Raw genomic sequence first — 18,969 nt, forward strand, 5'->3', positions numbered from 1 at the left:
TATTCTGGAAAAACAAACTTGCAATGTAGTTCCAATTTGCTACAATATAGGAAAATGGACTAGATAGGTGGAATCCCAGTGGACGCAAGTGTATTTGTAGGAAGACAACCGATTTTAGACCGAAATGGAAACCTTTTCGGTTATGAACTTTTGTATCGCAACAGTGAAGTGAACCGATTTCCTGACGTCAATCCCGAGAAAGCGACAATCGGTGTCTTAGTCAATACATTCCTCACAATTGGAGTGGACCGCGTCTCTGGTGCCTATCCTTCTTTCATCAACTTTACAGGTGAATTGTTAGCACAAGATCTATACGATCATTTAAATCCAGCCAGAGTCATTATTGAAGTGTTGGAAGATGTCGAAATTACGCCGACGCTGCTGACGAAACTTCGTAAATTAAAAAACCAGGGCTTTCGGATTGCGCTCGATGACTTTGTGCTGAGTAAAGAATACGAAGTCGAAAAAGGGCTGTTCCCGCTCGTCGATTTCATCAAAGTCGATTTCATCCAATCAGACCGCGCGGAACGCCAGCGCATTCAAAACTTCGTGCGTATGTATCCGAACGTTCAGCTGCTCGCAGAAAAGATTGAAACAGAAGTCGAATTCGAAGAAGCGAAAAAGGCTGGCTATACGTTGTTCCAAGGGTATTTCTTTGCCACACCTGAAGTTGTTTCAGGGGCAGAAGTACCGTCTATAGAAGAACACAATTTCCGAATCATGGATCGATTGAATACGGAACTCCCCAGTATTAAGGATGTGGCAAGTCTCATTACACAAGACATGTCGCTGACATACAAACTGCTGCGCTTCATCAACACGTATGCGTTCGGCATACCAAAGAAAATCAAGTCGATACAGCAGGCAATCATCCTGATCGGACTGCAAGAAACGAAAAAGTGGCTCTATATCATTACCATCCATCAAATGGGTGTCGGGGACGGAAAAGGGCGTATCAAAGCGCTCGTCGACTACTCCCTCGTCCGCGCAAAAATGTGTGAGCTGCTCGCAAAACGGCTGGGCCAGCAAAACTCCGATGAATATTTCTTAGTCGGCATGTTTTCCATGCTGAACGTCATCCTGCAGCGGGATTGGGACGAAATTGAACACGACATTCCGTTATCGGACGACGTCATGCACACACTTATGGGCAAGTCGACGCAGATGGCTCCGTATCTTCAAATGGCCATTGCGGTCGAACGGCTCGATTTGCCAAGAATGAAAGCGTTATGCAAAGAACTCGACATCCCGTTGAACGACCTGTGCGTGTATTCGCAAGAAGCCATCCGCTGGGGACGGCAGCTGGACTAAAAAACTTTCATTTTCGGTCCTATAGCATTTCCCTATTGTTGAGCAATTCGGTAGAATGGGGAAAGGAGTTGATGAGAGTGAACATTGCAGTCGTTACAGACAGTACGGCCTACTTACCTGAAGACTTGCGCAAGCGGCTACAGATCCACGTCGTACCGCTAGCAGTGACAATAGATGGACAAGATTATGATGAAGAAATCGATTTGACGACTGAAGAATTCTACGACAAAGTACGCGGTGACGGTCCGCTGCCAAAGACATCGCAGCCGTCCGTCGGACAATTCGCAGCGAAATTCACCGAGTTGAAAAAGGCTGGAGCAGACGCAATCGTTTCCATACATTTATCGAGCGGCATCAGCGGTACATACACCGGTGCAGTCCAAGCCGGTGAGTTGGATGAAGACCTGGACGTTCGTGCATTCGATTCGGAAATTTCCTGTTATATGCAAGGGTTCTACGCCATTCGCGCAGCGGAACTGGCACAGGCAGGAGCATCGATTGACGACATCATGAGCGAACTCGCTGACATGAAACAAACGATGCGTGCATACTTCATGGTCGACGATCTATCACACTTGCAGCGCGGCGGCAGACTATCCAGTGCTCAGGCATTGATTGGCGGACTGTTACAAGTGAAACCCATCTTGCATTTTGTCGATAAAGTCATCGTGCCATTCGAGAAAATCCGCACACGCAAGAAAGCAATGAAGAGGATTGCGGATTTACTGGCGGAAGACGCAGCAAAAATGCCGCTGGAAGCCTCGATCATTCATGGCAATCAACCCGAAGAGGCTGAACTCTGGCTGGCAGAATTGAGCGAACGTCTCCCGGACGTCAAATTCACGATCAGCCATTTCGGTCCCGTTATCGGTACTCACCTCGGTGAAGGTGCCATGGGACTCGGCTGGGTCAAACGAAAAACGAACAACTAAACAGCAGGGGGTGTGCGGATGAACAAACCATTCGATCCGGCCGTCAGAGACTTTCTGGACGGTCGCATTTGGTTGCGTCAGCACACCCCTTTTTCTGTGGAGAAAATTGACGAACATATTGAAAACGGAATGATTGAAACGATTCCTGGCGTTACGATGAAAAAAGGGCTTTTGGGTCAGCTTCACTGTAAATGTGCACGTTGTGAAAATGAAGACCCACAGTTAGTTACCACTTTCCATTGTTTGCGATGTGATGGCCCATGTGCGTATTGTCGAAACTGTCTGCAAATGGGAAGGGTATCCGTTTGTACAGAACTCATCATATGGAACGGACCGAAAACGGAATATCCGACTGAACACGCACTTGCTTGGGAAGGAACGTTGACGAAACATCAGAAGCGGGCATCTGAAGAACTGTATGAAAGCACTGTGCTAGCCCGTCCGCATCTTATTCACGCAGTGTGCGGATCTGGAAAGACAGAAATTTTATTTGAACCGATTCATAAATTACTGACAGCGGGGAAGCGGGTCTGTATTGCAGCGCCTAGAGTTGACGTGATCTTAGAACTTGAACCAAGGCTGCGTGCCGCATTTCCATCCACAAAGCTAGAAGCGCTATATGGCGGAGCGGACGTTACAGCATTCGACGCCCAGCTCATCTTAGCGACAACCCATCAGCTCTACCGATTCCGTCGCGCATTCGATGCGATTTTTGTCGATGAAGCCGATGCGTTTCCCTATACTGCAGAGAAAACACTGCAGCAAGCGGTTCGAAAAGCTGCGAAACCCGGAGCACCGATCCATTTTGTCACTGCAACACCGTCCGACAGACTACTCACGGAAATAAAGAAAACAGGTGCTGTGTCCACAATCTATCGACGCTATCACGGCCATCCACTGCCAGGACCGCGAAACGAACCACTCTGGAACTACTCCAAACAGCTATCTAAAGGAAAACTCCCGAAAGCTCTCGAGAAATGGATCATAAAACGGCTCGAACTAAACGAACCTTTCCTAGTATTCTTTCATGAAATTGAATTAATGATGAAAGCAGAAAATGCGTTTCGCCAATTAGACGATCGAATTCGAGCTGTCCATTCCGCGCATCCTGATCGAAAACAGCACGTCCAAGACTTGCGTGCAGGGAAGATACCCGGATTACTCACGACAACCATTCTGGAACGCGGCATTACCATCAAAAATGTCCAAGTGGCGGTCGTCGGTGCAGAACAATCCATTTTCGACAAAGGCGCACTCGTCCAAATCGGAGGACGTGTCGGACGAAACGTGAACCATCCGTCAGGTGATTTCGTCCTGTTCCACAACGGCATCAGTTACGCGATGGACAGCGCACGCCGGGAAATTGAACGATTAAACGCGGGAGGCGATGCGAAGTGAACCCATGCTTACTCTGTATGAAACCCATCTCAGAAATCGCTTCCTGGCAATCGTTCTTCGGACTGGAAAAGAAAAAGACACTTTGTGACGACTGTTCAAAACGCTTCGTTCGTGCCGACATAAAGGAAGATGGCTACGTACTGGATTCCGTTCATTCTCTTTACGAGTATGACGACGCCATGCGCGACTGGCTTCATCAATATAAGTTCTTGCAGGACCTTGCTCTTGCACAAGTGTTTGCCAAGGAACTGTGGCAGTCATTTTCCAGCAAGGACATCATCGTGCCGATTCCCATGCATCCCGAACGTGCACGGTTACGGACATTTTCACACGTTGAAACGTTATTGAATGAAGCAAAGCGACCTTACATCCAGCTTCTTAAAAAAACAACGACGGGTGTCATGGGAGAAAAGTCGAAACAAGAACGGCTCGATATGGAGAATTTATTTGAATTAATACCAAGTGCAGCAGTTCAACCAATTACTTATCGGCTTGTAGATGACATCTATACAACAGGAACAACACTGCGCCAGGCAGCAGCCGTCTTGAAACGAGCCGGCGCCGCACGGGTAGAAGCAGTGACACTCATACGATCCATTCAGAAATGATTCTAGGAGGAACTCAATATGGCAGAACTAAGACATTGCCCATCATGCGGCGACTTTTTCAACTACACAGGCGTCCGCGAAGTATGCGGAAAATGCGGCATGAACGAAGAACGCGTTTACGAAGAAGTGTACCGCTTCCTACGTAAACGAGAAAACCGCGCAGCCACAGTCGAACGCATCGTCGAAATGACCGAAGCAACAGAATCCATGCTCCACAAATGGGTACGAAAAGGACGCTTGCAGCCCGCAATGTTTCCGAATCTAGGCTATCCATGCGATAATTGCGGCAAGCTGACTTCCAAAGGAAAACTATGCGACACATGCACAGCCGACCTGAAATCAGACCTGAAAACCTTCGAAGCCGCAACAGAATTCAGAGAAGCCATCCAGCAAAAAGAACAAGCAACCTATCTATCTGAACGTAAAAGATAATCAAAAGGCAGTCGCAGTAGCTTTGCAAAGGCTGTCTAGACTGCCTTTAACTATTCTTGTGATTTATATTAAATGACACCAAAACCGCCTATTAGAATCCCGTTGATTGGAGTGAAAGGCGGCGACTCCTTAGGGATAAGCGAAGACTGAAGACCCCGCAGGAGCGTTAGCGACGAGGAGGCTGAAGTCGAGCCCCTAGGAAAGCGTCCGCCTGTAACGTAAATCAACACCGTTCCTACCAAAGAATTAGTTTTAAAACGTTTAAAACGGGTATGTGTAAAGCGCTGCCAAACCAGTAGGTATAGAGATGTAGTTATCGGTAAAACCGTAATTTCGTACGAAAGACCCTTCAACTACTCGGAATTCAGCCGAAATAGTAAGTAAGAGTAAAACCATTCCAAAGGAGCGAGAGCACATGAAGATTAATAACAACCCTATCCCACCTGTGAACCCGTACCGGGCGAATCAAGTGAAAAATGAAAAAGCGAACCTCGAGAAAACGGTTCAAAGCGACAGACTGGAAATTTCGAAAGAGGCAAAATCACTTTCTGAAGTAAATCCTGTGACAGCACAGCGAAACGAAAAAGTCAGCGCATTGAAAGCTCAAATCCAAGCCGGCACATATAAGGTCGACGCGGAACAGCTCGCTTCCGATCTGATCGGCTATTACCAGCCCAAACAATAAGCGGGCGCATTTAACAGGAGAAAGCAGGGAATCCCATGACAATCGAATCGATTCTAGGTCAGCTCGACCAATTGGAGAAACTTCATAGAAGCCTGCTGCGCATCGCGAACGAAAAAACGGTACTCATCAAGCAGAACGACATCAGCGGACTCGATCAGCTGCTAAAAGACGAGCAGGCCCATCTCGCTGCAATCCTGCAGACAGACAAAGCCCGCGAAACAGCAGTCGTTGCGTTTTTCACCGAACAAGGACGTCCGGTACCCTTGCAACCGACCATCACCGATGTGCTCAACATCATCCAAGAGCCGGAACACACACAGCTCAAGGAGGCGAAGGACCGTCTCCTGCACGCGATTCATGAATTGAAATGGCAGAACGATCTGAACCAGAAGCTCACCTACCAATCGCTTCAATTCGTGAATCTGTCGCTGGACATGGTCCGTCCACGGACCGAATCCGTGAACTACTCAAAAAACGAAGTGCAAGGCAATCCAACAACTAAAAAACTAGCATCATTCGATTCGCAAGCTTGAGGAGGACACAATAATGGGTTCCACATTTATGGGATTAGAAACAAGCAAACGCGGCCTGCAAACCCAGCAGTCCGCTCTTTATACGACAGGGCATAATATTAGTAATGCCAATACGCTTGGTTATTCACGTCAGCGTGTGAATATGGAAGCTACTTCAGGATTCCCGGGAGTAGGATTGAATGCTGGAACGATGCCTGGATTTCTTGGTACCGGAGTAACAGCGGGTTCTATTCAACGTATTCGTGATGGATTTGTAGATAAACAATTTAGAGATGAAACAAACAAACTAGGATACTGGGAATCTCGAACAGATGCCATTTCTCAAATGGAAGATGTATTAGCGGAACCCTCGGAATACGGATTACAGCAATCACTCACAGACTTCTGGAAATCACTTGGTGTACTTTCTACAGATCCTGAAAATGGCGGAGCACGTGCAGTTGTGGTTGAAAGAGGCGTAGCCGTTGCTGATTCTTTCAATTATATTCATAAATCATTGAAAAACATTCAAGATAATCTTGGAAAAGAGATTGGCGCTTCAGTCAACACAATCAACTCCATTTTGAAACAAGTCGGCGATTTAAATAAACAAATTACGGATGTTGAGCCTAATGGGTACATGCCGAATGATTTGTATGATGCACGAGACAACCTATTAGATCAGTTATCGCAACTCGTTCCAATTGAAGTGAAGTATGAAAAGTCCGGTGGAAACGCATTGGCTATTGCTGAAGGTAGTGTAACAGTTACGATTAAAACTAAAGGCAGTGAAGGCTTAAAAGTTGTAGAAGGCAAAGAATTTGCTCAGATGCGAACTAAGTCTGTCAATACATCTTCGGATAACGTTAACCCTAACGGAGATATTGAAGGATTCTATTTAGTGAAGCTCAATCCCGATGGAAGTGATATGAAAGTAGATAGAAATATGGTGGAAGAAACAGGAACACCAACTTATATTAGACATGAAGACTTCCTCGACCAAGGCAAATTAAAATCTCTAGTGAATTCTTTTGGTAAGGACGATGGAAAAGGACTTTATCCAGAGATGATTGATAAGCTGAACCTAATGGCTCAGAAATTTGCTGAAAAATTTAATGAGGTTCACAAATCAGGTACAGATTCAAAAGGTGATAAAGGATTAGACTTCTTCGTTCCGAGTGATGGGACTATTAGTGCGAGTACTATTAAGATTAATTCTAAAATTCAAGATGATCCAAGTAGACTAGCAGCCTCTGATTCAGCGACAGCAGAAGCAGGAAATGGAAACAATGCAAAAAATCTTGGTGATGTCTTATTCGATAAAGACATTGATCTTGGTAACGATAGCGTTCAATCCTTCTTCTCAGGTAAAATCATCGGGGAACTAGGTGTCAAAGGTCAACAAGCCATCAATATGACAAAAAATGCTGGAACGCTATTAGGCGCTGTGTCTAACCGACGCGATTCTATCAGTTCTGTATCCCTTGATGAAGAGATGACCAATATGATTTCATTCCAACAAGCATATAACGCATCTGCTCGTATGATTACTGTTGTAGATGAAACATTAGACAAAATCATCAACGGTATGGGTGTCGTCGGTAGATAATAAGGAGGAATTACTGTAATGCGTGTAACACAATCAATGCTTTCTAATAATATGCTACGTAATCTGTCTAGCAGTTATAATAAATTGGGTAAACTCCAAGAACAAATCGATACAGGTAAAAAAGTGACTCGTCCTTCTGATGATCCCGTAGTCGTGATGAAAAGTTTAGGTTATGGCATGCAAGTTGAAAAAGTGGATCAGTATCAAAAGAACTTAGGTCAAGTGAACAACTGGCTGGATAGTTCTGAGGATGCATTGGACGGAGCTGGATCGATTTTACAGCGAGCTAAAGAACTTGCAACGAACGCAGCTAACACTGGTTCCATGACGAAAGACGATCGCGATAAAATTAAAATTGAACTCAACCAGCTGCAAGAACAAATGCGAGACTTAGCGAATACCAAAGTTGGAGATAAATATCTCTTCAGCGGGACGATGACGGATAAGCCATTGTATGATAAAGATAATGGCGGATATCCTAACTTAGCAACCGATGTTCCTGCGCCTACTGGACCTATAATAGATGGATATACGAGTAATGTAGAAATTGAAGTATTCGACTCGGTATCATTACGCGTTAATACGAATGCAGCTGAAATGTTTAAAGATATTGATAAACTATTTGACGGACTTAATGCGAAAGTAGATGCAACAGGTGAAGCGGATGATAACATTAATTTCGGGGAAGCCATTTCAAATATTGATAAACAACTAGACGTTGTATTGACAAAGCGTGCCGACATTGGTGCACGTTCGAATCGTGCAGAACTCATGCACAACCGTCTGGAAATGCAAGAAGGCGCAGCGAAGAAACAACGGTCGTTAAACGAAGATGTTGATATGGAAAAAGCCATTACAGAAATGATTACTTCAGAATCTATACATCGCGCCGCACTTTCTGTAGGTGCACGTATTATTCAACCATCCTTGGTGGACTTCCTGCGATAAATTTCTAAAAAGGTAGACACTGGATATTGAAGTGTCTACCTTTTTGTTAATTAAGATAAAGGAAGGTGATCGACGTGAATATCCCGCAACTTCAAATTCAAACAACGTCTGCAAAACTAGGATTGCAAATTGATAAACCCATTCAACAAATCGAACAACCTAAATCAACACAGCAAATTGAACAACCTGCAGCTATTCTAGAAATGTCAACCACGCGTCCTCAGCTATCACTAGATACAACTGAAAATCGTGCGGACCTCGATATGAAGAGTGTGTTTAGACGAATTAGTGAAAATGCTCAATACGGGATGCAGCAAGTATCTGAAGGCACAGGTCGTCGCGCGTCAGAAGGTCAGCAACTTATGAAAATCGAAAACGGTGGCAACACCATAGCAGATATCGCAAAACAAAACACAACAACACTAGATTCACCAGTTGGCATACGATTCGTAGGCGACAGGACAAAAATCCAAACAGATATTACCCCGGGCACACTATCTATTAACGTAAGACCTCAACAGGTCATTCATAACGCACAAGTAAACAAAACGATTCACACATACACACCAGGCAAAGTATCTGGCCAAATGGAACAACACGCATCTATCCAGATTGACTGGAAAGGATAATATAGAAAGATGAAGGAGCAACCAATATGAATATTCAAACGAAATTTCACGGAGAAATAGAAATTAAAGACATTTCGCAATGGACTTTCCCAAACGGATTGCCAGGTCTAGAACAAGAGAAAACTTTCGTCTTACTACCAATAGAAGGAAACAATACATTTCAAGTGATGCAGTCAACCACAACACCCATTATCGGACTTATAGTTTCTAACCCGTTTCCATTAGTGCCCGACTATTCGTTTAAAATCGATGATTCGACAATCGAACTTCTTAACATCCAATCACAAGAAGAGTTTACGGTACTTGTAATCATGTCGTTAAAGCAACCATTTGAAACGTCTACACTCAATCTTCAAGGACCACTAATCTTTAACACTAACAATCAAAAAGCGAAACAAATGATCTTGAATGATACAAAATATAATCTACGCCATCCAATTGGTGAACTAGCAGCAAAGGGGGCGCAGTAATATGCTCGTCCTCTCACGTAAACCAAATGAATCGATTCAAATCGGTGACAACATCGAAATTCGCATTATTGAAGTAAAAGGTGATACTGTTCGTATTGGTATCGAAGCACCAAAATCAGTCGATATCCTTCGTGGTGAACTCGTTCAATCGATATCGGAAAGCAATACAGAAGCGATTTCGATTGACCTTAATGTATTCGAACAACTCAAGAATAAAAACTAAGAAGAGCCGTCCAGTGCGGTTCTTCTTTTCTTTTAAAAACTTTATTAAAACTTCTAAAAAAGACTAAACACTTACATACGTGATCCGATATTAATAGTGTAAGCAAGAGAAGGGTGGAACGGCCGACATCCTGACTCAAGCTGACAATAAAATTATCGGGTTCACAAGGACGTGAACCTCAAAACTCAAGGAGGAAAACACAATGATTATTAATCATAACATCGCAGCAATGAACACACACCGTCAACTAGGGTCAAACAACGCACAAGCTTCTAAGAACTTGGAGAAACTATCTTCAGGTTTGAAAATTAACAAAGCTGGAGATGACGCAGCAGGTCTTGCAATCTCTGAAAAAATGCGCGGACAAATTCGCGGACTAGACATGGCAGCCAAAAATGCTCAAGATGGTATTTCTTTGATTCAAACTGCTGAAGGTGCACTAAACGAAACTCATGATATCTTACAACGTATGCGTGAGCTTGCGGTACAGTCTTCAAACGATACTAATACAGCCGCTGATCAGGGTAACTTAGATGACGAATTTCAAGCTCTAAAACTAGAAATCGGACGTATTTCAACTGAAACTCAGTTTAACAAGAAAGCAATCTTGGGTGCCGATCAGACTCTTGACATTCAAGTAGGAGCAAATGCAGGAGAAAAAATCACAGTTAGTTGGAAAGCTCAGACAGCTGCGTCACTTGGTGAAGATGCTGTTGATATCTCCGCATTGGCTTTAACAGACAAGGCGACTTCACAGGCAGCAATTACGGGTATAGAAAATGGAATAGCTTCTGTTTCTAAATCTAGATCACAGATGGGTGCATTCCAAAATCGACTAGAGCACACAATCAACAACTTAGGCACATCTTCTGAGAACTTGACTCAAGCTGAGTCACGCATCAGAGACGTGGATTATGTTTTATCCGCTGCGTAAGCAACGGAAACAAACACAGTCGTCCTGACTGGTAACGGTCAGAGAGTACGATCGGGTGAATTGCTGGAAACCCCTTAAACTGTTCTTGCTACAACGTAACTGGAAACGGTCAGCGTGAACGCTTGAAAAAAGAACAGATTGGGCAATCAGCAGCCAAGCTCCTGTCTCGAAAGAGTGGAGAAGGTTCAACGACTAGGATAGACCATCTACCGCGAAAGCCATGATGATGAAATCCGTAGGGACTGCAAGAGTGAGTATCTTGCACAACCGAAGTGCCCGACCCCTACCGGAAACGGAGGGTGAAGATATAGTCTAGTCATTAGTGAAAGCTAATGTTCGCACGATGGCGAAAGAGATGATGGACTTCACAAAGAACAACATCTTAACTCAAGCAGCACAAGCTATGTTAGCTCAAGCGAATACAGCACCGCAAGGCGTGTTACAACTCCTTCGTTAATGTATTCACGGGCGTCTTACTTGGTAACAAGTAAGAGCATCACTGGGTGAATTGCTGGAACCTCCTGAGAGCTCTTCAACCACAGCGGAACTGGAAACGGTAAACGTGACGGTTTGAAAAAGAAGAGATTGGACAATCAGCAGCGAAGCCCCTGTCGGGAAACCGTGGGGAACGTTCAACGACTAGGATACACCGTCTAAGGCACACGCTATGACGATGAAATCCGTAGGGTGTTACGAGTCGTAACATTCGAAGTGCCCAGCTCCTGTTAATCTGCAGGATGAAGATATAGTCTGACCTTTATAGAAATATATAGGACGCATCGCAAGCGAACCAGCAACCACAAGGCGTACTTCAATTACTACGTTAATAAGGTTACCAAAACGCGATCCGGGCAACTGGATCGCGTTTTTATATTAATTAAATGTTTGATATCTTTATTCTTATAGGTAATGTGAGGTAATTTTTTAAGATTTCACCCAAATGAATGTTTGTAGTATTTACATAAAATGTTTTAGAAGAAGTATTTGCAAAATAGGAGTGGGAAAATGGATAAAAATAAGGCTGAAATTATTTCATTTATAAACTTAAAGGGTGGGGTAGGAAAAACCTCTACAGCTATAAATATAGCTGATAACTTTTCTAGAAAAGGCTTTAATGTATTAGTGGTGGATATGGATCCTCAATTTAATGCGACACAGGCATTGCTTAACCATCAATTTAGACACCATAAGGATAATATAAAGAAAGAACTTTTAGAAGACATACGTAACGAATTGAAGGAAAAACTAGAAGGTTCTGACGTGGAATCTGTTAGTACTGGGAGTGAGGACGAAACAGAAGACGTAAGCCAAGATGAAAGTTATAAGAAAGAAATATCATCCCAGTTGATATATAATGAATTGAAAGCAAAAGGGACAACAGTAAGAAGTTTGTTTGTCAACGAAAATATAGTAATGCCTATAGATACGCCGTCTTTAATATATAGTATTAATGTAACCGGGCACAATATTCCAGCTACTGTTTTGCACAATAAACCAGGAGTAAATCTGGGGTAATGCGCTCAGTTTTTCACATTATCTCATAATGTGAATATATATTTTCAAATTAATTCAGCTAGCGATTCGTAAGAAATACCCCTTAGAAAGGGGCATCTACTGGAATATAATCTTCTTTTTGAACGCGTACTTTATAAATCTCGTGTTCATGAAGCGTGAACACAACGTCCCCATTTAAAGTTACCAACCAATCATTATCTTTTTCTAGAAATGCAGTGAAATAATACTGATCAATCTTGACTTCGAATGAATAGCCCTGCTGGATCCAGTAGCGTGTGTGTCCTATCCATAGGCGCCATTCTTCAATAGAGTGATCATAGACCAATATCCCTCGTTTCATGATAAGCTACCATCCTCAATGGCTAACTGAACAACTTCCTCATCAATGACTTCCTTTTTCAATTGGGCTCCAAATAATAAGCTGTTAATGGTTAATGTGTTGATGGCCCTCGGCCATCCTTGTGAACGCAAGGCAATGGCTTCTATCGCATTTTCATTAAAGATTGGCATTTTAGCTCCTGCTAATGTCATGTGATGAGCGATATAGGTAACGACTTCGTCCTTTGAAAGGGCATGAATTTCGTATTTCATAATAAGACGCTGCGCTAGCGGACGATTATGCTGTAATTGTAAGCGCGTTTTTAGGTGAGGTAATCCAGATAAAATTAAGATGAATGGCGTCTTGGAATCCATTTGAAAGTTAAACAGGAGCGCAATATCTTGAAGAAAAGCATCCTTTGCCATATGCATCTCGTCCAGGATGAAAACAGGAGTCATCTTCCTTTCGACAGCCATTCTTTCGATACCTTGTTGGATTTGCCGAAAAAGATCCACCTTCCTAAATTTAGGCTCTTCTCCAAGACCGTAGATGAGACCCCGATAGAAATCCATGACGCCTCCGGTAGACAGGGGGAAATAGACGACATGATACAAGGACGGATTCAGTGATTCTGTGAACATTCTGAGGGTGAATGTCTTGCCAACACCTGGATCGCCTATCAAGAGACCGATTCCTTTTGATTTCTGTAAATACTGTAGTCCTTGTATAGCACCCTGATAATCCTCAGACTGGAAAGCTTCTGACGATCCCAATTCCTTTGAAAATGGAGTGCGTGCTAAGGAGTAAAATGATTTATACATGTGTCTTACCTCCATTCTCTTCTGAATGGATAGCTACAGAGAATGGAGAACGTGTTCTCTTTACGTGTGCGTTGTCATGTACGTTGACCAGGATTGCTTCTCCCACACGTTTATCTTCTTCAAAAATATAAACCCCTTTATCATCGATTCGTATATCAATCGACTCCCCTATGAAGCGATTGGGTACTTCATACAGTTTCTTATTTAGCGTAATTGTGCTGTCTGCTTTTACTTTCCTATGCTCACGTTTCAAGAAAATTGTATCTAGCACATCGATATCCTCAAGGAAGGTTACATGATCAAGCTGAGACTGAAAGACCTCATGAGGGGTTTGTCCTTCAAGGGAAGCATGCACTCTACGGTGATAATCTTCTTCTAGCCATCGCCAGAAGCGCTCATTTAACTCCTCTACAGAATGGACAGGATCTTTTCTTAAAAGCGGATAGAAACGTGTCTGGACGGTTTTGAAAAACCTTTCTATTTTGCCTTTACTTTGAGGATCATAGGGCTGTGTGTGTGCGAGCGTGATGCCTATTTGAGCACAGGCATACTGTAATGTTTCGGAGCGATAAATCTTACCGTTATCTGCGTAAATAATGGTTGGCTTGCCCCGTCTAATTAATGCTTCCTTTGTGACAACACGTAATCCATCAAACTTTTCCGATGTGAAAAACTGCCCGTAGGGCACTAACCTTGAACAATCGTCTATATAGGCGATCAAAAAGGTTTTTACGCTTTTCTCTTTTATCGTTAGGTACGGTCCATGGGATAAGTCTGCCTGCCATAGTACGTTTACTTTGTCGTGGGCAAATCGTTTTCTTTCCTGCGTTACTCCAATATGTTTCCCCACAAGGTTGTGTTTTTTCAATAATCGATTTATAGTAGAGTATGAAACTTCATTTTTGTTGATCTCTCCTTTCTTAATCAGTTGTTCGTAGAAGACGCTGATGGGCATATGGAGGGATTTTTTTCGTTTGTCCAGTAGATGATCCTGTTCATCTGACGAGAGCCTCCTTGATACGCCTCGATCTGCACGCTTCTTTGGTTTTAACGCTTCAAAGCCATTTCTTCGATAGTGAAGTAGCCACTCCTGTACAGTTTTAGCTGCGATTTTACGTTCACCATAATGTGGAACCATATGCATCTTTCCTTCAATCTCATTCAAATACGTCTTTGCCTCAACTTGTTGATTTACTAATGGCGCAATGAGGCCGTAACGAAACAAGGCCACTTCATCTCTTGTTTTTTCATTCATGGAATCTTCCTCCTTTAATTGGAAGGACGACCGGTCATCCATGAGTATTATTCTACATTTATCCCAATTATCCGACTATGAAAAAGGTGTGTGGGATAAATAATCTGTAAATTATCTAGTGGTTTGTGGTAGAATTAATGTGCCATAAAATATTTTGATAAGTGACCCCAGCTCCTTCGTAAGAAGGAGGATTCGCCAAAATCCAGGATCCTTTTCATATATTTTTTGGCTTCTTTTCTTTCATCGCAAGAAATCCCCGAAACACTCCCATTGTCTATGAAATAGCTATGAATCCATTTTAAATTCTTCAAATAACGTTTCAAATGAAAGTGTAGTAATTGCCGATAAGTATTGTTCTTCTTTCCATCAAGAACGCGTTTAATACGGCTAAGAATCGTAAAAAGCGTGTATTGGAAGTATGGGAGAAGAAAGTCAGGCAAGATGGAAAAACTCGTTTGACACATCAAACATTTCATACGACAAATGGGAATTCTAACGGTTAGTTCATCATTCACTCCATTTCTCCAATAGAATCCGTGACGATGGATGTTTCCATGTGATACACAATGACAATGTGGACAGTGATCAAATAGAGGAAATGCGTTGGAAATCCCTCGTTCTTGATATTCTTTTAATCCGATTCCAAAGTTATGAGAAATGATCATAAAAAAACCTCCCGAATTAATATGCAAAAAATTTAGCATATTATCTCAGAAGTGTACAGTGTGCAATCTGGAGGAATTTGAAAAAGGCATAGTCTTTTCTGATGGTTTAAAGTGAGCGTCTACAGTATTAAGGAAAACCTTGATTTAATTCCTGGAGACCTGGATTTATTTGAGTCGCTATATGGTGACACAAGTGGAAAGCATAATGTATTGGAAGATCATTTTGAAACGTATAACTTTAGGGAGAAATACCATTACATAATTATTGACTGCCCTCCCAACTGGACTATCTTAACACAGGCTAGTTTATTTGCTTCAGACTATTATATTATTCCAAGTAAAGTTGATTTATTTTCAAGTATTGGGATAGGTCTGTTAGAGAATTTAGTACAATCGACTTTTTATGATAGTAAATCTGGTATATATAAGTTTTATACAATGTACAGAAGAGACGTAGGTCGTGTGCCTATTAAGTCTCTAGGAGTGTTATTTACTTTAACGCATGAAATGCCTATTGCAAGTAAACTAAAAGAAAGACTTCAAAAGACTATACCTCAGTCATTTTTTGAAACGGAGGTTCCTTATCAATCATCCGTACCCTTAAAATTTTCCTTATATGAGGAAGGTGGTACAAAGCACGAAGCACTAAAAAATTCAATTTCAAAGGTTGTCCATGAAATAATTCAAAAAGTATCAATGAGTGAAGAATCTGAAGAGGCAAGAAAGGCTGAAAAAGTATATGAAAACAAATGAGGAGAAGAAAGATTTTATTAAAGAGTTTAGTGTTATTAATAAAAATAAGTTTTCATTACAACAAACAAAAAGTTTATATTTAGGTTTGATATATGAATTAATTTTGGATAAGGAAGTTTTTCAGAAAAACATCGAGCTAAACTACTTTATTAGTGAGGTTTTTGATATAGAGTACAGTGAGTATCTATTTAAAGCTCGCCCCTATTTAGCTTCGAGATTATTAAAAGATTTAATAAATAAATATGAGGATTTGAATATTTCATATTCAGTAAAACGTATTTCAACCTATTTAGATAGAATGGAATTTGTTCAAAGAAAAGATACAGATCCTAAAAATAAATCCAATAAATTAGAGGATGATGTAATAGGCTGGGTTAGTTCCATTAGTAAAAATAAGGAAGGGAGATAAAGATGGTTTTAAATGAAAAGGCGCAGACTGAATTTGTTAAATTTATAGAACTAGTTGATGTGAAAAAAGAATTTATTTTTAATAATAAAAAAGAATTAACTAAAGTATTTTCGTATTTATTTGTGGTTAATTCTTTAAGAAATAGGGTTGAAACTAAAAGATTTTTTAATACTGAATTTAATATGACATTCTCATTGTTGTTGGAATCTTCATTTGCATTATTCACTGGACAATGTCGAAGTGCTCTACTTATGTTAAGGTCAGCGCAGGAAGCGAACTTCAAGTTTGTACTTGAAAGAGAAAGAGAATTAATGATAATGGAAAAAACTTCGGAAAACTTTGAGGACTTAGATTATAGATTTTCAGAAACATATAAGAAATTTTCGAAAGATATTAAAGGGTGTGTTGATGAAAATCGATATCAAGAATACTATAAAACAATTGATAGAAATTTAACCTTTTATAAGAAGCTGAGTGGCGTAGTACATTCTGGTGTAAAAGTACTTCCTGTTTTAATTTAAATCGCGTGCCTGTGCGCAACACAATTCGGAAACTATTCAGTTAATTATAGTCAGTACTGGACCACACACAAATCAGACATTATTCTGAATTGTATGAGGTCCAAGTACTTGATGCTCTTGATGCTTAAAGCAATCGCGCAAATGAACTTTGACTATATTATCATTGCTAGGATGTATGTTCACCAAAAAACACGTCAATGGCACATTCATAGGACAAAAAAATTAGAATGGGGGTATGATTCATCATGAAAACATCAAAAATATTTGTTGCTGCAATGGCAATGGCGGTTGCAATGCCCGCAATCGTAGTACCCGCACAAGCAGACGAGACAACAGACGTAACGAAATTCAAGGACGTAAGTGAATTATCGGCAAGTGAGCAAGTAAAAATCAACGTATTGGTTGACCGTGGCGTCATCTCAGGATTCAACGACGGAACATTCCGACCAACGGCACCTGTAACACGTGGACAATTCGCGGCATTTATCTCAAGGGCATATGGTTTGAAAGCACCTGAAGAACCGAAATCATTCAAAGACGTTACGAAAAACGTCACGACATATGATGGCATCATCATAGCCTATCATTATAATGTCGTTGCTGGTTATCCAGATGGTCGATTCAAGCCTGAAAACTTTATCGCCCGTGCCGACATGGCAATCATGTTGGACAACATGTTGCAACAACGCGGAAACTTCAACAAACTGAAACCTGTGGATTATGCGGACCGTGGGTCTATCGGACAAAAATCATCGGTTGCTGTGCAACGCTTGAACAACTTCGGCATCATGGCACCGCGTGCGAACAACGCATTCAAACCAAATGAGCAAGGGTCACGATTGGAAACCGTATTGGCAATCTACAACATGTTGGAAGTAACAGGCGAACTAAAGAAGGATGAAGTTGTAAAACCCACTCCGCCTGTGAAACCAGAACCGCCAACAAAGCCAACTCCGCCGACAAGTAACAAGTCATTGGACCAGTTGTTTAAAGAAGGAAAAACGTTTGAATATAAAGGGTTAAAGTTCGAACGAGCACCAATGAATCAAATCGCATATGTAACCGAAGACAAAAACCTATACTTGGAAACACCTGAAGTCATGGAATGGATAAAAGAAGATATGCAAGGAATAACAAACCAAGGCAGGGGATATGGATTCAGCGTAACATCACAGCCTGACAAAATCAGCCTTGCAATACGACTCATTCTGCATAACGATGAAAACCTAACAAAAAATCAAATTATCACAGCCATTGATACAGTACTAAGTACAAACAAAAAAGTTATCGTGAATGGGTATGAGTTCAGTAAAGAAAACAGTTCCAAAACCCACTTATATGTGAAATATGCAAAATAACTGAATATGTACAAAAACTGGGTTTTTCCAATACACAAAACTCAGCAATCCAAAGAGGCGAGCCCATATATCACATCGTGCCAATGAGTCCGTCTCTTTTTTTCTTCAAGGAATATTAGAGCAGGTACCTGGACCATAAACAGTTCAGACACTATTCTGTTTATTTGTATGAAACTGTTCAGTGCTGGTTCGACTCTTCGTCTGTTACCGAATGTCCTGGCTGAATACATTATTGTAAGTATTCAAATTGTGTTTATTCAAGCTGGAACCTCTTCCCAATGAAAAAAGACACCCTATTGGATGTCTATAAATTATTTCTTTTTAGGAATCCTGCGTACCTGGACCCCACACAATTCAAACACTAATCAGATAACTGTCAACAAAAAAAGTCAAAGATTTCATATAGTGAAGTAGTCTTTAAGTTAAAATCTGGTTGCGCCTACGCATAAACTTATTCCGATAGAGTTTGCCAGATGGGTGTGCAATATCCAAAGCTCTCTTTCTGTAAATATAAATAGGTGGGGGCATTTAGTGATACTTCCTTTGTCAGTGGTTTCCCCTTTGGGAAATTGACAAAGAGCCGTTGTCTAAAATGCGTCCTTAACGTCATGAAAGCTATCTTATCTCTTCTTCCTTTTGCAATAATTAGAACATCTGGCACT

22 protein-coding genes and 1 pseudogene are annotated in these 18,969 nt (G+C 41.6%); 19 read left to right on the top strand and 4 right to left on the bottom strand.

The window, feature by feature from the left end:
- The first annotated feature begins 78 nt into the window (after nucleotides 1–78).
- The 15 genes and pseudogenes from PGH26_RS03435 to PGH26_RS03505 all read left to right on the top strand — a co-directional run bounded on the left by PGH26_RS03435 (nucleotide 79) and on the right by PGH26_RS03505 (nucleotide 12,206).
- Complete coding sequence (locus tag PGH26_RS03435; protein WP_323692634.1) at nucleotides 79–1,311, top strand: EAL and HDOD domain-containing protein; 1,233 nt, start codon at nucleotides 79–81, stop codon at nucleotides 1,309–1,311.
- Between the two features lie 77 nt (nucleotides 1,312–1,388).
- Nucleotides 1,389–2,243, top strand: coding sequence for a DegV family protein (locus tag PGH26_RS03440; protein ID WP_323692635.1), 855 nt, complete (start codon nucleotides 1,389–1,391; stop codon nucleotides 2,241–2,243).
- An 18-nt stretch (nucleotides 2,244–2,261) separates the two neighbouring features.
- Complete coding sequence (locus PGH26_RS03445) at nucleotides 2,262–3,641, top strand: ATP-dependent helicase ComFA (RefSeq protein ID WP_323692636.1); 1,380 nt, start codon at nucleotides 2,262–2,264, stop codon at nucleotides 3,639–3,641.
- A complete protein-coding gene (locus PGH26_RS03450) occupies nucleotides 3,638–4,249 on the top strand; it encodes a ComF family protein (protein ID WP_323692637.1) in 612 nt (203 codons plus the stop codon). The genes PGH26_RS03445 and PGH26_RS03450 overlap by 4 nt, the downstream gene beginning before the upstream one ends.
- Before the next feature lie 18 nt (nucleotides 4,250–4,267).
- Nucleotides 4,268–4,681: a TIGR03826 family flagellar region protein gene (locus PGH26_RS03455; RefSeq protein ID WP_323692638.1), complete on the top strand. Its 414-nt coding sequence runs from the start codon at nucleotides 4,268–4,270 to the stop codon at nucleotides 4,679–4,681.
- Nucleotides 4,682–5,096: 415 nt separating this feature from the next.
- Nucleotides 5,097–5,366, top strand: coding sequence for a flagellar biosynthesis anti-sigma factor FlgM (gene flgM, locus PGH26_RS03460; protein WP_323692639.1), 270 nt, complete (start codon nucleotides 5,097–5,099; stop codon nucleotides 5,364–5,366).
- A gap of 35 nt (nucleotides 5,367–5,401) precedes the next feature.
- Nucleotides 5,402–5,899 (top strand): flagellar protein FlgN, encoded by a 498-nt coding sequence (locus PGH26_RS03465; RefSeq protein WP_323692640.1) that lies wholly within the window; start codon nucleotides 5,402–5,404, stop codon nucleotides 5,897–5,899.
- 13 nt (nucleotides 5,900–5,912) lie between these two features.
- Nucleotides 5,913–7,487 carry a flagellar hook-associated protein FlgK gene (flgK, locus tag PGH26_RS03470; protein ID WP_323692641.1) on the top strand — a complete coding sequence of 525 codons (1,575 nt, stop codon included), beginning with the start codon at nucleotides 5,913–5,915 and terminating at the stop codon, nucleotides 7,485–7,487.
- Between the two features lie 18 nt (nucleotides 7,488–7,505).
- The gene (gene flgL, locus PGH26_RS03475; protein WP_323692642.1) at nucleotides 7,506–8,435 is read left to right on the top strand and encodes a flagellar hook-associated protein FlgL; all 930 of its coding nucleotides are present in this window, start codon (nucleotides 7,506–7,508) and stop codon (nucleotides 8,433–8,435) included.
- 74 nt (nucleotides 8,436–8,509) lie between these two features.
- On the top strand, nucleotides 8,510–9,064 hold the full coding sequence (locus tag PGH26_RS03480) for a DUF6470 family protein (RefSeq protein ID WP_323692643.1): 555 nt from the start codon (nucleotides 8,510–8,512) through the stop codon (nucleotides 9,062–9,064).
- Between the two features lie 26 nt (nucleotides 9,065–9,090).
- Entirely contained in the window at nucleotides 9,091–9,534 is a 444-nt protein-coding gene (gene fliW, locus PGH26_RS03485) for a flagellar assembly protein FliW (protein WP_323692644.1), read from the top strand.
- Between the two features lies 1 nt (nucleotide 9,535).
- Entirely contained in the window at nucleotides 9,536–9,757 is a 222-nt protein-coding gene (gene csrA / locus PGH26_RS03490; RefSeq protein ID WP_323692645.1) for a carbon storage regulator CsrA, read from the top strand.
- A gap of 202 nt (nucleotides 9,758–9,959) precedes the next feature.
- The gene (locus PGH26_RS03495; protein WP_323692646.1) at nucleotides 9,960–10,691 is read left to right on the top strand and encodes a flagellin N-terminal helical domain-containing protein; all 732 of its coding nucleotides are present in this window, start codon (nucleotides 9,960–9,962) and stop codon (nucleotides 10,689–10,691) included.
- Nucleotides 10,692–11,034: 343 nt separating this feature from the next.
- Nucleotides 11,035–11,148: pseudogene (locus PGH26_RS03500) on the top strand (flagellin); the annotation flags it as partial.
- 548 nt (nucleotides 11,149–11,696) lie between these two features.
- Nucleotides 11,697–12,206, top strand: a complete 510-nt coding sequence (locus tag PGH26_RS03505) for a ParA family protein (protein ID WP_323692648.1) — start codon at nucleotides 11,697–11,699, stop codon at nucleotides 12,204–12,206.
- 82 nt (nucleotides 12,207–12,288) lie between these two features.
- Here the strand turns inward: PGH26_RS03505 and PGH26_RS03510 are convergent, their stop codons facing one another.
- The 4 genes from PGH26_RS03510 to PGH26_RS03525 all read right to left on the bottom strand — a co-directional run bounded on the left by PGH26_RS03510 (nucleotide 12,289) and on the right by PGH26_RS03525 (nucleotide 15,266).
- The gene (locus tag PGH26_RS03510; protein WP_323690947.1) at nucleotides 12,289–12,546 is read right to left on the bottom strand and encodes a DUF5348 domain-containing protein; all 258 of its coding nucleotides are present in this window, start codon (nucleotides 12,544–12,546) and stop codon (nucleotides 12,289–12,291) included.
- The gene (locus PGH26_RS03515; RefSeq protein ID WP_323690948.1) at nucleotides 12,543–13,346 is read right to left on the bottom strand and encodes an ExeA family protein; all 804 of its coding nucleotides are present in this window, start codon (nucleotides 13,344–13,346) and stop codon (nucleotides 12,543–12,545) included. The genes PGH26_RS03510 and PGH26_RS03515 overlap by 4 nt, the downstream gene beginning before the upstream one ends.
- On the bottom strand, nucleotides 13,339–14,601 hold the full coding sequence (locus PGH26_RS03520) for a DDE-type integrase/transposase/recombinase (protein ID WP_323690949.1): 1,263 nt from the start codon (nucleotides 14,599–14,601) through the stop codon (nucleotides 13,339–13,341). Before PGH26_RS03520 ends, PGH26_RS03515 begins: the two co-directional genes overlap by 8 nt.
- 134 nt (nucleotides 14,602–14,735) lie before the next feature.
- Complete coding sequence (locus tag PGH26_RS03525) at nucleotides 14,736–15,266, bottom strand: DUF6431 domain-containing protein (protein WP_323690950.1); 531 nt, start codon at nucleotides 15,264–15,266, stop codon at nucleotides 14,736–14,738.
- Between the two features lie 111 nt (nucleotides 15,267–15,377).
- Here PGH26_RS03525 and PGH26_RS03530 point away from each other — a divergent pair, with 111 nt between their 5' ends.
- From PGH26_RS03530 to PGH26_RS03545, 4 genes are all read left to right on the top strand, one after another.
- The gene (locus PGH26_RS03530; protein WP_323692649.1) at nucleotides 15,378–16,019 is read left to right on the top strand and encodes a ParA family protein; all 642 of its coding nucleotides are present in this window, start codon (nucleotides 15,378–15,380) and stop codon (nucleotides 16,017–16,019) included.
- The gene (locus tag PGH26_RS03535) at nucleotides 16,006–16,428 is read left to right on the top strand and encodes a hypothetical protein (RefSeq protein ID WP_323692650.1); all 423 of its coding nucleotides are present in this window, start codon (nucleotides 16,006–16,008) and stop codon (nucleotides 16,426–16,428) included. Before PGH26_RS03530 ends, PGH26_RS03535 begins: the two co-directional genes overlap by 14 nt.
- Nucleotides 16,429–16,430: 2 nt before the next feature.
- Nucleotides 16,431–16,949 (top strand): hypothetical protein, encoded by a 519-nt coding sequence (locus PGH26_RS03540; protein WP_323692651.1) that lies wholly within the window; start codon nucleotides 16,431–16,433, stop codon nucleotides 16,947–16,949.
- Nucleotides 16,950–17,194: 245 nt separating this feature from the next.
- Nucleotides 17,195–18,307 (top strand): S-layer homology domain-containing protein, encoded by a 1,113-nt coding sequence (locus tag PGH26_RS03545; protein WP_323692652.1) that lies wholly within the window; start codon nucleotides 17,195–17,197, stop codon nucleotides 18,305–18,307.
- Nucleotides 18,308–18,969: the final 662 nt, after the last annotated feature.

It is taken from the genome of Sporosarcina jeotgali (genome assembly GCF_033304595.1).
In the GTDB taxonomy this organism is placed as follows: Bacteria; Bacillota; Bacilli; order Bacillales_A; family Planococcaceae; genus Sporosarcina; species Sporosarcina jeotgali.

Bases quoted from the DNA above. Each gene is read 5' to 3' on its own strand.
- PGH26_RS03510 (WP_323690947.1), bottom strand. From the start codon at position 12,546: ATGAAACGAGGGATATTGGTCTATGATCACTCTATTGAAGAATGGCGC.
- PGH26_RS03535 (WP_323692650.1), top strand. From the start codon at position 16,006: ATGAAAACAAATGAGGAGAAGAAAGATTTTATTAAAGAGTTTAGTGTT.
- PGH26_RS03455 (WP_323692638.1), top strand. From the start codon at position 4,268: ATGGCAGAACTAAGACATTGCCCATCATGCGGCGACTTTTTCAACTAC.
- PGH26_RS03465 (WP_323692640.1), top strand. From the start codon at position 5,402: ATGACAATCGAATCGATTCTAGGTCAGCTCGACCAATTGGAGAAACTT.
- PGH26_RS03545 (WP_323692652.1), top strand. From the start codon at position 17,195: ATGAAAACATCAAAAATATTTGTTGCTGCAATGGCAATGGCGGTTGCA.
- PGH26_RS03520 (WP_323690949.1), bottom strand. From the start codon at position 14,601: ATGAATGAAAAAACAAGAGATGAAGTGGCCTTGTTTCGTTACGGCCTC.
- PGH26_RS03505 (WP_323692648.1), top strand. From the start codon at position 11,697: ATGGATAAAAATAAGGCTGAAATTATTTCATTTATAAACTTAAAGGGT.
- flgK (WP_323692641.1), top strand. From the start codon at position 5,913: ATGGGTTCCACATTTATGGGATTAGAAACAAGCAAACGCGGCCTGCAA.
- PGH26_RS03445 (WP_323692636.1), top strand. From the start codon at position 2,262: ATGAACAAACCATTCGATCCGGCCGTCAGAGACTTTCTGGACGGTCGC.
- PGH26_RS03525 (WP_323690950.1), bottom strand. From the start codon at position 15,266: ATGATCATTTCTCATAACTTTGGAATCGGATTAAAAGAATATCAAGAA.
- fliW (WP_323692644.1), top strand. From the start codon at position 9,091: ATGAATATTCAAACGAAATTTCACGGAGAAATAGAAATTAAAGACATT.
- PGH26_RS03515 (WP_323690948.1), bottom strand. From the start codon at position 13,346: ATGTATAAATCATTTTACTCCTTAGCACGCACTCCATTTTCAAAGGAA.
- flgL (WP_323692642.1), top strand. From the start codon at position 7,506: ATGCGTGTAACACAATCAATGCTTTCTAATAATATGCTACGTAATCTG.
- csrA (WP_323692645.1), top strand. From the start codon at position 9,536: ATGCTCGTCCTCTCACGTAAACCAAATGAATCGATTCAAATCGGTGAC.
- PGH26_RS03495 (WP_323692646.1), top strand. From the start codon at position 9,960: ATGATTATTAATCATAACATCGCAGCAATGAACACACACCGTCAACTA.
- PGH26_RS03540 (WP_323692651.1), top strand. From the start codon at position 16,431: ATGGTTTTAAATGAAAAGGCGCAGACTGAATTTGTTAAATTTATAGAA.
- flgM (WP_323692639.1), top strand. From the start codon at position 5,097: ATGAAGATTAATAACAACCCTATCCCACCTGTGAACCCGTACCGGGCG.